Annotated in this window: 9 protein-coding genes; 2 read left to right on the top strand and 7 right to left on the bottom strand. The window is 44.7% G+C overall.

The genetic code is table 11. The annotated features are described in order from the left end of the window. Positions 1–20 precede the first annotated feature (20 nt). Positions 21–479, top strand: a complete 459-nt coding sequence (locus ACJJIJ_RS01775) for a hypothetical protein (protein ID WP_252084835.1) — start codon at positions 21–23, stop codon at positions 477–479. A gap of 68 nt (positions 480–547) precedes the next feature. On the opposite strand, the gene ACJJIJ_RS01770 is transcribed toward ACJJIJ_RS01775, so the two are convergent. From ACJJIJ_RS01770 to ACJJIJ_RS01740, 7 genes are all read right to left on the bottom strand, one after another. Next, positions 548–3028, bottom strand: coding sequence for a TonB-dependent receptor plug domain-containing protein (locus tag ACJJIJ_RS01770; RefSeq protein WP_444938486.1), 2481 nt, complete (start codon positions 3026–3028; stop codon positions 548–550). A 505-nt stretch (positions 3029–3533) separates the two neighbouring features. Further along, positions 3534–4244: an aspartate/glutamate racemase family protein gene (locus tag ACJJIJ_RS01765; RefSeq protein WP_444938485.1), complete on the bottom strand. Its 711-nt coding sequence runs from the start codon at positions 4242–4244 to the stop codon at positions 3534–3536. Between the two features lie 94 nt (positions 4245–4338). Next, positions 4339–5157, bottom strand: a complete 819-nt coding sequence (locus ACJJIJ_RS01760; RefSeq protein WP_252084832.1) for an MBL fold metallo-hydrolase — start codon at positions 5155–5157, stop codon at positions 4339–4341. A gap of 148 nt (positions 5158–5305) precedes the next feature. Beyond that, the gene (locus tag ACJJIJ_RS01755) at positions 5306–5809 is read right to left on the bottom strand and encodes a protein disulfide oxidoreductase (RefSeq protein ID WP_252084831.1); all 504 of its coding nucleotides are present in this window, start codon (positions 5807–5809) and stop codon (positions 5306–5308) included. Between the two features lie 85 nt (positions 5810–5894). Continuing rightward, a complete protein-coding gene (locus tag ACJJIJ_RS01750) occupies positions 5895–7925 on the bottom strand; it encodes a protein-disulfide reductase DsbD family protein (RefSeq protein WP_444938484.1) in 2031 nt (676 codons plus the stop codon). Positions 7926–8894: 969 nt separating this feature from the next. Continuing rightward, positions 8895–9923, bottom strand: coding sequence for a glycosyltransferase family 4 protein (locus tag ACJJIJ_RS01745; RefSeq protein ID WP_444938483.1), 1029 nt, complete (start codon positions 9921–9923; stop codon positions 8895–8897). Positions 9924–10016: 93 nt separating this feature from the next. Continuing rightward, the gene (locus ACJJIJ_RS01740) at positions 10017–11174 is read right to left on the bottom strand and encodes an NAD-dependent epimerase/dehydratase family protein (RefSeq protein WP_444924349.1); all 1158 of its coding nucleotides are present in this window, start codon (positions 11172–11174) and stop codon (positions 10017–10019) included. A gap of 1089 nt (positions 11175–12263) precedes the next feature. Here ACJJIJ_RS01740 and ACJJIJ_RS01735 point away from each other — a divergent pair. Continuing rightward, positions 12264–13892 carry a di-heme oxidoredictase family protein gene (locus tag ACJJIJ_RS01735; RefSeq protein ID WP_444938482.1) on the top strand — a complete coding sequence of 543 codons (1629 nt, stop codon included), beginning with the start codon at positions 12264–12266 and terminating at the stop codon, positions 13890–13892. Positions 13893–13946 lie beyond the last annotated feature (54 nt).

Genomic DNA, 13946 nt, shown 5'->3' with positions numbered 1-13946 from the left:
GAGTATCAAAGGGCAGACCTATGAAGACTTTCAAGCAGGCATTTGAAATCATTCAGGATGCAGAAAAGTTTCACCTGGATATGGCAGACCTTTACGAGAATTTACTTGAAAAATCTGAGGATTATCGAACTCAGCTGTTATTAAGGCATATGTTAGAGCATGAACAACGTATGGCGAGAAACCTCTCAAACTATGGAGAAATCGCCCAGCAAAAGGTCATGCAGACCTGGTTGCAGTACACCCATGAAGAATCCGCCCATGATTTTATTCGTCAACTACCACTTAGTGACCCGCCCACTATCAAAGAGGTCAATAATATTGGAAGGGAAGTAGACCGATATTTTTCCAGTCTTTATGAAGCGGTGTACGGCGCTATTGAGTCCATGGAAGTGAAAGAAGTCTTTGAGGACTTGAAGCAGATACAAGACAAAGAACGTATCACCTTATCTATGGCAACTAACTCTCTCTGGGACATGTAAAAAAGCCCGCATAAAGCGGGCTTTTTTACAGTAACGATAGCTTTTAAGTAAAGCTATTAACTGAGGACTTAAAACTCATACTGTGCACGTACATAGTAGAGCGCACCATTAAAGCCCATTGGTGCTGTCTCGGGGTATTCAGCGCCTGCAACACCTGACCAGGGGTTCTTATCTGGGTAGTTATTAAACAGATTTTCAGCCCCTGCGATCAGCGACAGCGAATCGCTAAAGTCATAGGCACCCTCTATATCCACAGTCCACTCATCACCGGCATCAATGGGTAAGCTGTAATCATCCAGGTGCGCTTCCCAGTAGCTGCCATAGTAGTTCAAACGAACTAGACCACGCCATCCTTCACCCGCATGAGAAATGGTTGCATTACCACGAATGTTGGGTAGACCATCTTCCAACTGCCCAAGGCGCATATCACTGATGGTTTCTTCCCGATACTTGGTGACTTCTGTATCAGTCCAGTTTGCTGCGAAACTTAAGTCAGTGGCATCTCCGAGCGGATAGGTTGCCACCACATCAATTCCACGGGTCTTGGTGTCGAAGTCGTTGGTATAAAAGCGAATCGATGTTAGTGAATCAGCTCCGCTAATACCATCGGCCACCAGTTGCGCTTTTTCCGCTTCACTTAGTTCCTGATCAGCAGACTGAGTGATACGATCACTTACGGAAATTTGGAAATAATCGAGGGTAATATCCCAGTCACCGGCAGCAATAATGGCGCCAATAGTAAAGTTTTTCGACTCTTCAGGTTGTAGTTGCTTTCCACCCTTTAATACCGCAACAGGGTTTGTCGGTGGGATAGTACCTTTATTCTCTAGCTGACCATCTGCAAAAGCCGTAGTCACATTACTTATATTTGACTGAGCTGGTGTAGGTGCACGAAAGCCGGTACTGTATGTAGAGCGCAAGGCGATTACATCATTAATTGCCCAATGTCCGGAAACCTTATAGTTGAAAGTACTACCGAAGTCTGAGAAATCTTCCCAGCGTAGGGCTGTGCCCAAACGAAGATTATCAGTCGCTTCCAGTTCAAAGTCGGTATAGAGCGCAATATTATCGCGGTCGAAAGTACCAATAACTTCAGGTCCGAACCCGGAAAAACCATTAGAACCAATAAGGAATTCTTGTTCTGTCAATGGACCTTGAGTCCATGAGGCTTCATCCCCCATATTGACTTCGAACTCTTCCTCACGCCACTCAAAGCCCCCGGCCATATACAATGCCTTACCGGAAATTTCAGTAGCCTTGGTCAGGTCAATATTAAAATTGGTCTCAGTTTGCCCATATCCACCAGGGCTAAAGCTGGTTGGGGTATTGGGACCCATAGTGGCATTAATGGTATTGTAGATATGGAAATCTACTTCGTTCTGGCCCCTACTGGCACTGACATCATAACCAATACCATTGGCCAACTCACCGCGCAACCCGAAGACCATGGAGTAATCTTCTAGGTCACCACCGAAACGAGGGGTAAACCCGCCAGGGAACATCTCGGTAAAGGAGAAACACTCATCGAGATCGTGGGCTTCAGAGACGCTGACATTCTGACAATTATCAATACCATTACTGGGGTCTAGGTCTCCAATTAATGGATTACCATTTTCATCAGCAAAAACGCCCTCTCTAGTTTCCGGATTACGGAAATAGAATCCTCCATCGGTGGAACGGCTAGCGTAGTTACCAAAGGCATATAGCTCAACAGTATCGTTCAGCTCAATGGCACTGTTAATAAAGAACTTAGTGTCATCATCAACTTCGGGCTGACCCCAAACTTGCGCTGGGTTAGCAACATGAGTATTGCCATCGGCGATCAGCTGCGCAGCATCGTCCCGCTGGGTACTGCGGCTTGTGGAGTCCTGCTCGCGATACTCCATACTGAAGTTTACAAAACCAGAATCGGTCAATGGCAGTCCAAAGTTGGCGGCAACCATACTCTGGTCGCCATCACCCTCGGCAGTGGTAGCATGCTTTACCTCAACGGTGCCACCCTCAGCAGCATCTTTAAGCTGGAAGTTAATCACCCCGGCAATGGCATCAGAGCCGTACTGAGCGGCCGCACCGTCACGGAGTACTTCTACTTGCTTCAGTGCAATCGCTGGAATAGCAGAGATATCAGGTCCTTGGGCACCATCCGATACACCACTACCAAGGAATGCAATCACGGATGCACGGTGACGGCGCTTACCGTTTACTAGAACCAGGGTGCTATCGGGCGGCAGTCCACGCAAGTTGGCCGGGCGTACAATCGATGCGGCATCAGAGATCGGCTTGGCATTAACATTGTAGGAAGGCACAACATTGCGCAGCAGGTTGTTGAGGTCACCATCACCTTGGTTAACAAATTCGTCACCAGTAACGATGTCGATAGGTGCGGAGGAATCCGTAGCCGAACGCCCCTCAACACGGGTACCGATAGTGATGACTTCCTCCAGAAGTGCATCCTCGGCAACTGCGGGGCTGGACACAGCGGCAACCGCCATTGCCAATAGCGATGGCGCGCCACAGGCCGCTAGCCAACGCTTCTTATTTTCTTTCATGTAATTACCCTGTCAATTATTGGTTTTATCTTCCAATGCTAATCGATCATTTTTCGGCAGTGTGGTACCGGGTACGAAGCTATCTATCCTGATTGGAACAGTACGTGCCGAATAGCGTACTGATATAGCCCGCCCCTCCAATGATGGACATCATCATTCTTCATCACTGCAAGAAGCGTGACACAGGTAAAAAATGCCAGCAAAAATGGAAAATTAAAATACCTAAATAACAGGTATTTACAATTTAAATCATGTCTATTGAGGTGATAATGACATTCATGTCACTGTAAGAATTAACAGCAAAACGAACTAAAGGAGATTAATAGGAAGTAATTTTCAGAGTACTAGGTAGGCAACTGTCATACAAACAAAGGATATGCGAAATAGTAACTGATTTTTACCCCAGAGTGAAATAACTCATCCTAAAAAGGTAAAATAAGTAGGGACCAACATCCACATAAAGCTATTGGGGCCCCAATATATTCCTATAGGCCCCAAAAACTGACTAGGAAGCGTTCAAGGAAAATTCCACAGCTTTATTCGCATGAATTTGAGTAGTATCCAACAGTAGGATAGTTACATCCTCTTGTGAAACCAGCATACCAATCTCGGTACAGCCAAGAATCACACCATCCGCCCCTTGAGCCGACAACGAGTGGATAATACGCAGATATTGCTGCTTTGATGCAACTTCAACTTTGCCCTTACAAAGCTCCTCATAAATTACCCGATGGACAATTTCCCTATCCGCGGCTGTGGGAACTATCAGATTTATTCCGTACTTTTCCTGAATGTATTTACGATAAAAATCCTGCTCCATGGTGAAAGCAGTACCCAGTAACCCAACCTTATTGACTTTATCTCTAAGCAAAACTTCAGCCACAGCATCGGCAATATGTAAGAGAGGAATACCCACGGAAGCCGTCACCTGATCCGCTACTTTGTGCATGGTATTGGTACAAATTAGAATGCAATCTGCCCCAGCAGCTTCCAATGCTTTGGCTGCTTGTGCTAAAAGGTAGCCTGCCTCATCCCAGTTACCGGATCGCTGTAGCTTCTCCACTTTATAAAAATCAACACTGTATAAAATAATCTCTGCTGAGTGCAATCCACCAAGACATCGATTGACCCCCTGGTTAATTAACCTGTAATAAAGCTGTGTACTCTCCCAGCTCATACCGCCAATTAGGCCAACTTTTCTAACTTCACGCTTCACTACTTGCTCACCTAACTTTTATAAAATTAAGCAACAAATTTAAAGTAACCCAGCAGTAGAAACAACCAATAGAAATGTAAAATATAGCTAGTAGCTACTCGGTGTACTTTGATGGATCCATGGACATACAAGAAGCAATCAAGTTTCTTTTACTGAAGTTATAACCTGAAAGAAGAGCCATCATATTCTCCCTCCCCAAAAGACGACGAGTAATTTCTTTAAGTGATACTCCCTGGCGCCCCAGCTCCTGAGCAGAACTCGACAGGTTAAGCAAGTAATCATACTTTTCTTGAAGCCTTTTCTTACCATTCTCTACCAAACCCCGATGGGGACATAAGATAAGATCAAATTCATATTGAAGTACTTTGCGCATGCTTTTCATCAAAACCGGAATACTCTCATCCTTACGCAACATTTTTAGATGACTGGCCACATAGAGGTCAGCAGTAAAAATCCAGCCCCGGTCTTCCATCAGGTAACAGGTCATATCCTTAGCATGGCCTGGTGCGGCGATAGGTATTGTTTTCTCACCGGCTATACGCAGATCTTTTGGCAATTCGGCTGCTTCAGCCAGCCCGGCAGCTCCCCAAATTAGCCTTTGAATTGGCGGTATACGAAAACCCCGTTTAAGAATTTCTATAGTGGCTTTGGGCGCACGAGGTTGAACTCCTGTCAACTTATAGATTGCGCCGGCATTGCCGCTATGATCCTCATGATGGTGAGTAAGAAGCAGCTGACGAAACGGTTTGTTTTTCACAAACCACTTGACATACTTCCATTGATTGCTAGGCCCTGTATCAATAATGGTATCTTTTAAGCGATAAACAATAAATGTGGTATTGATCCCAAAATCAAATCTGCCAACTCTCTGCGCATCAAGATCTTTGTAGTCAAATGAATCAATGACCGACACACAAGCCTCCCATGCCTGAGACCGAAAAATTGAGAAGACTAGAGATTTAAGATAGTTATACCTCAGTGAGAAGGTCTAGATATCTGATAAAGTAGGGATAAAATTGGTGACAGCATCGACCTATTGAGTCATTAATCTGCTAAAAAGGCTATTCCGTGAGTTCCATACGCAACTTCAAGCCAAGCTTGGTGGTAGCACCACTGGTAGTCCAGGCAATCTTTCCGTCACTCCCCACAATAATCATCGTTGGCGTTACTTTGATTCCCCAGCGGGAACTTATTCTGCCCACGGGGTCATTGATTGTAGGAAACTTCAGATTGTGCCGGAGCATATATTTCTCTACCTCATCCTCATCACCAGATTGCATGGCAATTCCCAAAACCTGATATTCCCGCGCCAGCTCAGATATTTTGGGAGATACTATACGGCAATAAGGGCACCAGGAGCCCCAAAAGTAAATAAGGACTGGTCCATGAGTTGTCATCTCTTTAAGATTTAACAAGTTTCCATTTATGGTTTTACCTTCTAGTGGTGGAGCTGTGTCTTTGGGAAGGTCTCGTTGCTGGTAATAGCCAACCGCAGCCATTACCAATATAGCTAGTATAGAAAAGGCTACTATTTTTACCGCCGCCCGGTACCATTGAATTTGCACCGTAAAATTTTCCTATATTTTAAATTTTTCTAGCCAATTTTTGATATCCATCTCACCCTGTACAACTAAGAGTGGCTCAACTCTATCACTCCTCATCCTCTTCGTTGTTATTACTATCTTCGAACAAATCGACAATCATAAATTCCTGCAATACCTGAGGTAGAAGCTTGGGTCTCTTTGCTCCAGCAGGATACCAAGCATAAACAGGGATTGAGTTGCGCCCTAATGCGGCCAAAGATTCAGTAATTTCTGGGTCTTCTCGAGTCCAATCGGCACGCAGTAACAAAACATTATTATCCTGAAAGAGTTTTAATGTTTCCTCTTTATCAAGCACTCGCTTTTTATTTACCTGACAGGTAACACACCAAGCAGCTGTGTAGTCGACAAACACTGAACGCTTTTCCCGTTGAGCCTGTTTAAGCAGTTCAGGATCATACTTTTGCCATGAAACTAAAGTTTGTATCATTTTCTGATCTGCTCGCTCCATAACCTTAAAAGCTAACGGTAAACTGATAAATAAGAGACCCCAGGAAATTCCCCTAACTAAACCTGTGGAGTTATGTATCATCCAGAGGATAATCGTTGCTATCAGTACCATAGAGGTACCCATTAGCCAACCCATCTCTCCTTCCATTCGACCCAGAATCCAAAGGAGCCAAATTACTGTAGCGTAGAGTGGAAAAGCCAGAAATTGGCGAAGTTTTTCCATCCATGGTCCCGGAGATGGAAGCCTTCTTAGGAGTGATGGGCTAACACAGAGAATTAAGAATGGAGCTGCTAAACCAATCCCCATAGAGATAAAGATAAGCATGGCCTCCAGTGGAGGTAATATTGTTGCAGAGCCCAACGCTACGCCCATAAATGGTCCAGTACAGGGTGCAGCAACAAACACTGCAAGGGCACCTGTACCAAAGGTTCCCCCTTTACTCAGGCCTGCAACCTTCACCAAGTGTTGGCCAAATTCAAAGACTCCATGAAAAGACATGGCCATCACCCAAAATAATACAATCAGGCTCAACACCACTTCAGGGGACTGAAGTTGAAAGCCCCATCCTATAGATGCCCCACCTGCTCGAAGTAGTAAAAGTAACAAGCCTAGGATCGTAAAGGTGCTAACCACGCCAGCAGCATAAATGAGCCCTTCCAACGGGCGAGAACCACCGCTATAGCCCTCCCCTATTAAGCCAAGCAGCTTGATTGAAAGAACAGGGAAAACACAGGGCATCAGATTCAATATGACCCCGCCAATAAATGCCGTGAGGATGATCAGCCAAATGGGACGCCACTTCTCAGTAGGTAGAGGGCTACCGAAGGAGACATCATCAAACTTCCAGGCCTGTTTTCCATCACTGATGACAAAACTAGTTACCGCGGGAGTAGTCGCCTCAGGCTGGCGCTGGAAGAGATAGATGAGTGACCAACCATCTCGTCGGACCCTTGGCTTGGCGGGAGAGATGACTTTTCCATCCAGTGGAAAAACCTGTGGTACCTGACCTTTCTCACGTGCTTCAATCAATAGGCGTATGCGGTCTTTTCCTTGAGGAACCAGCGATTTTATCATCCAAGGGCTGCTTTCATTCGAGGTAGGCACTCTCTCTGCAAAGTAATCCCTTATTATCAGGTCATCTCCTGTCCACTTGGGCTGCTTCCCAACAGGGCGGGTTAAGGTTATGGTGCCACGTCCTGGAATGCACTCGATCTTACACACAAGCCATTCAAGATCCGCTTTCAAAGCGACTTGCTCAGCTCCTGACTTGGGTTTCAGGTCAAAAAGATAGGCAACACTGCTCTCATAACCCAGGTTTGTAAGGTGTTCCACCTTCAAACGAGTTGGAAAAGGCCATTCAATATTTCCTATGCTTGCCCCTGAAGCCTGTATATTAAAACGGGGCGCGGCTCCGGAATCTCCCGGATTTCGCCAATACACGTGCCACTCAGGGTCCACTTCGAAGTAGATACCAATTTTTTCGGTGCGTACTTCTTCAAAGCTAGAAGGGGCTAACCAACGTATACGCACATGATCGCCGGAAGTCTCTTCCTCTGCATAAAGGAAAGAACCATAAAAAAAAGCCAATCCACTAATGATGATTATCAAGACAAACTTGATTTTAAACACACTCTTTTCCTTGGGCCTTATGCCTGGGAAATTTAAAAATGCAATACTGGTTATCTATGAACACTATACTGAGAGATAACCACTTAAGATCAATAAATTGGACGCAGATTACCCCGTCAATATCCCCTTACTAACTTTGGTAATTAGACGCAGGTTCTCGTTTGAGATCTTCGTCAGCCCTTTAAGTTTTTCAATAATCTATAACCATCGCTCCTTAGACTCCAGGCTGGTCAGAGACCTAAAACTTACTCACAGCTCATCTTGGCACAAAAAATAGCCGCCGATTAGCCTGGTATTTAGATACTCATCAGCACACAGTAGGAAAATAATTGATTGGAAATAGAGATCGAGACTCTGGCAGACCGCTTACAGATCAACCACTTGTCAGTCGTTGAATATTATGACGGCGTTCCTTATGCCCTTTCCAGCGCCCATTGCTTTCCATATTGGTCTCTCGCTTATTCAGTATCAATCTTATGGAAAAGGGAGTGACGCCTAAGAAAAAGGCAACCATCTGAAATTTATCGGAAAAATCCGCCAGAATATGTTTTCTGATTTAATGTATCTGCGCTTTTACGGCGAATAGTGCCTCAAAGAGATAGGTAACTCCATCTGACAGGATGTAAAGAAAAATAATCAGAAGCAATAATTCTAGTGAGCACTTATCTTTCAACGCAATGTTTAAGATTTCTTTTATTTCTGGGCTCATAAAGAGTGGAGAAAGTATTTATAAAATAACAATGGCACTCTGGAATTGAGACTCCGGGCTTGAAAACCTGTAAAATTCAACCTCAACTTTCTATGAAAGTTTTAATGATATCATTGAATATATAATACCCTTGCGCGAGTTCGCCCCCCAACACATACTTTCATCTTTAATCTGAAATGGGTCATTACATATACTTATAAAATACAAGCTGAACTTAACCCTTTTTATCCACACTATCAATATTTATATAATTTATCTTTTCAATATTCAGCCAATAAAGGATGCTCAACATTAACAGGAACCAAATTCTCCAAAAAGTCCTCAGTAGCCAAATCCCAGCAGAAAGTTCTCGCTCGTGCGATACAATCCTCTGATTTGAATGTAAGAGCTTTTTGAATAGCCACCCCAAGATCTTCATCCATAGCACCAACCGGTGCATCGCCAATGATATCTCTTGGTCCGGTGACCGGATAGGCCGCAATTGGCAGGCCACAAGCTAACGCCTCAAGATTCACCAAACCGAAAGTATCTGTCAAAGATGGAAATACAAAAACATCCGCTCCAGCATAACACTCGGTTAATGCCTCTCCCTCTTTTACCCCCAAATAAATTACCTCTGGAAACTCTTTCTTTAATGCATTTAATTGAGGACCATCTCCTACCACCACTTTGGTTCCAGGAGTATCAATAGACAAAAACCTATCTAGTGACTTCTCCACAGCAATACGACCAACATTTAACATAATTGGCCTGGGCAGCCCTGAAAAAATTTCAGTTTCAACCGGGTGAAATTTATCCAACTCCACTCCTCGACGCCAGCGAACAATCCTACTAATACCTAAATTTCTTGCTTCTGCCTCCATACTTGTAGTTGTCACCATCGTTTGAGCTGCAGACTGGTGAAAATCCACAAGTAGTCTATGCAACCAACTTACAGGTATTTTGTATCTTAGGGAAACATATTCAGACAACCTTGAAAGCCATGAAGTTGTATATCTTAAACCTCGCTTTTTACAATATCTCCGCATGGAAATACCAATTGGCCCCTCTGTCATGATATGAATAGTATCTGGGGAAAAGTCATCAACAATACGAGCAAGACGGGAACCAGGGAATACTGCAATTCTAATTTCATGATATCCAGGCCAGGGGAAATACCTAAAGTCATCAACAGATAAAAGCTTGACTTCATGCCCTCGAACAGACAATTCTTTTATGGTTTTCTCTAGAACCCGCGATACGCCATTAAGCTGCTTCGGATAGGTGTCCGTAGCAATCAATATTTTCATACCATAAAACCTTTATCTAAAGAGAAGAATCGTTTCAAAGCAGCGCCAACAAAAATACGAAACCACTAAATAAAGCTGAGACGATTCCGACACTTACCATTTTGACAAGCAGGGTATTTTGCTCTGATCACAGCGACTGGAATATTTCTTTGCCACCTGCTCCACTTCTGATAAAAGCTTATCACTCAGCGTGATCGGCTGTAGCCCCATCTCCAGCAACTGGTCATTAACAGCCAGTAAATCATTTTCTGGAGACTCTTTTCTTGGGTTATCCACATAGGCAATAGCCACGTCTGTTTTATCAGCAATCAACTTCGCCAGATCCCTGACTCGATGTATTTCAGTCATCTGGTTCAATATTTTGACCCGATCATCTTTTTCCGGAGGATTTTCTATCGCTAACTGTATACAACGGCAACTATCCTGAATATGGATAAAAGCACGTTTCTGCCCACCGGTACCATGAACTGTAAGGGGATAATTAATCGCAGCCTGCATTAAAAATCGATTCAATACAGTGCCATAATCTCCATCATAATCAAATCGATTGATAAGATACTCATCCTTACGGGTTTGATTTGTTTGTGTGCCCCAAACAATACCCTGATGTAAATCAGTAATACGCAGCCCATCATTTTTACTATAAAAAGCAAACAATAACTGATCCTGAGCCTTAGTCATATGATAGATAGAACCAGGATTCGGAGGATATAAAATTTCCGAACTGATAAATCTACCTTCCTCTTCCACTTGCACCTCCAGATATCCTTCTGGAATTCTCATGCCGGCAGTGCCGTAACCATAAACACCCATAGTTCCCAGGTGTACAAGATGAATATCCAGCTTACTCTCTACAATCGCGGCAAGAATATCGTTGGTCGCACTCAAATTATTATTAACCGTCAATCGTCTATGGCTTGATGACTTCATCGAATAAGGCGCTGATCGCTGTTCGGCAAAGTGTACAATTGTGTGCGGTTTCTCGGTAACCAATAGCTCTAGCAGCCTGTGATATTCTTTACCGATAGTGATTACAACATGCCGAATATTCTTGCCCGACACTTCTCGCCAAACCCTCAGTCTCTCTCCTAATGGCTGAATAGGCGTGAGCGACTCGACTTCCAGCTCTATATCGGTTTTTCTCCTTGAAAAATCATCGACAATTATAACTTCATAGCCTGCATCAGAAAGATGAAGGGCGGTTGGCCAGCCGCAGAATCCATCCCCACCAAGAACCAGTACTTTTCTCACCCTAACCTCATTTATTAGTGACAGAAAAATGACTTCTATTTGAATACACTGAATCAACTATTGATAACGAACTAGATTATCTTCACTAGCGGCATATCCAATCCAAGAGCAAAATCCTTTCGCTTATTGGTTATCTTTATCAGTAATTTCCACTCAAACTTAACTCACGGATAAAGCAAAGCATCTCTGCTAGAACTATCTCACTGTTTGCAGTGTGAAATATATGGCGTCAAAGACAAAATAAGCGCCAATCAAAGGGAAATAGCGCCAATCTTCACTTTCTTTGGCTTTTGTGGGAACAGAGTAGATCATTCAGGAATTCAGCGTTACTTTGAACAACCTTCAAATTACTAAGCAAGTCCCAACCAATCAGACAAGATTTACAATCATTTTTGATTATCTTCACCGGCGTAGATCACCACCATTTCATGTGCAATAGAAATTTGCACATTCCTTCCACATTCCAATCATGATCAGGAAAACCTGAGCCCATCCACGCAAGGCAGAGCCAACAGAGCGACTAAACCTATTCCTCACGTTGAAGAAAACCTGCACTCATAAAAACACGGGGCTTTATTATTTGCTGTACGAAAAACTTATGACTGCCAGATTAAAGTACCGACCACCATTACCAAGCGGCCAACTGTCATCGAAAAACAACTTTTTAATTTATCTAAATTAATGGGAACTTCACACGCCGAGATGACAACTAAGACACGTAAGACAAATACAAAAGGCCTGTGCAGCAGCGCAGAGGGTTATGGGCAAAAATAAATATCTGGGGTCGTACTTAGGGCATTAGCTCTAGCAGAAAGTTAGCTCTCTAAAAAAGCCAACTATCAGCAAATCTCCCTATTTTTTGAGCCTACTTCCGCAAACGGTTTTCCGTAAGCGGCTTGCAAGGATGCATTTAAGCTTTATTGAAATGCACTTTGTGGGAATAAAAATATCCTCACCAAGAATCTATTTAGCAATTTTTCCTGAGACTGACTGATCAGCCCCTGGATAAATTGCCGCACTTTCTACCCGTGCATTTTCATAAATATACTGCTCCATCCGCATTCTATTTCGTACCGGGAGATATAGCTGATGATTTCCAGAAGACACTTATTGCCTATTTCCCTGGCAATATCGGCCCTAACATTTATTGCACCTCCAGTCCTCGCGGACTTTGGTTCTAAACATGACAAGCATCGGGTACCTAAGAACGCAAGAAAAGGTCCGCGGCCACCCAAGCAACAACCCTTCGATTTCAGTTCAATCTTTAACACCGTCCAGATTCTGGAAGCTGGCGCTGTGGAAATACACCTCGGTGGCCATATTGATCAGGCCACACTGGAAGCAATGGAGCCAATTGAGGCCTATGTTCATGCTTTCGAAGAAGGTGATGAGCTATTTGAAATGAACTACAACGCGCTCGATGGGGTAGGTGTCAATGTCGGCAACGGTAAGCGCTTCACCAGTTTTCCGCGCCCTGATCTCAAAGGCCCAAGGGCCTGGGCCAATATTTTGCCCCATCGAGCTACAGGCCCCAACGGTGATTCCTGTATCAGTTGTCACAATGTTCCCGTTGCCGATGGCGGCGGTGGTGTGAACGATAACGTGATCCGTATGGACCCAGAGCGTAAACAAAAAGGCTTTATTGAGCGTAACTCGCCGCACCTGTTCGGCATGGGCGCGGTACAGTTGGTGGCCGAGGAAATGACCACCGAATTACACAACCTCAGGGATCAGGCTGTCGACGACAGTTGTGTCTCCGGTGACAGTGCCACTGTGGAAATGGTAGCCAAAGGGGTGAATTTTGGTGAAATATCCGTTTCCTGTGAAAACGTCAACTACGACAATCTCGCTGGCATTGATACAGATCTTGTTGTGCGCCCCTTTGAGTGGAAGGGACTCACCGGCTTCGTACGTGCTTTTGTGCGAGGTGCTGCGCACCAGGAACTCGGTATGCAGGCCACCGAACTGGTCGGTGATGCCGATAGCGACTTCGACTCTGTCAGCAACGAACTGAGCGTAGGGGATATCACCGCACTGGCAATCTACAATGCTGCACAACCACGGCCAGTCACCAAGCTCGAATTGAACAGCGTGATTGATACCCTGAATGAAGAGGAAAGGGAAACCTACGGGCTACCTCTCAGTGAGGCAGATATTGCCAGCATTCAAAATGGCGAGGAAATTTTCTCCTCTATCAGCTGCGCCTCCTGCCACTCTCCCGAGATGGAAGTCAGCTCACCAGTATTTTATGAACCGTCGAAACACGCCAGCTATCGCGATGAGACCTACCCAGCGGGCAACATTGCCGGGTTACCCACTACCTCCCTGCAATTTAACCTGCTAACAGATATTCTCGACAACCCTCAGGAGCTACCTTCCGGCCAGACATTGGGACAGTTCGAGGAGTCCGAGAATGGCGGAGCAATTGTACGCCTCTATGGTGACCTGAAGCGCCACGATATGGGCCGAGCCATGGCTGAGGAGTTCGATGAGGGCAACGTGGGTGCCTCGGTATTCCTTACCGAAAACTTGTGGGGAGTTGGCTCCACACCACCCTATCTACACGATGGCCGCGCCACCACCATGACGGAAGCTATTCTGTTTCACGGAGGGGATGCACAATCCAGTAAAGAGCAGTTTGTAGCCCTTAGCGATGGTGACAAAGCCGACCTGCTGAATTTCCTGGATAACCTGGTACTTTACCTGGCTCCAGAGTAAGCTTCTAAAAACCCACAATCTAACCGGGGCAGCCTATCGGCTCGCCCCAACTTC

This window comes from Microbulbifer mixtoriginis (SeqCode) (genome assembly GCF_052467945.1).
Note: the sequence above shows the minus strand (reverse complement) of the source record. Positions and strands in the feature narration are given on the sequence as shown.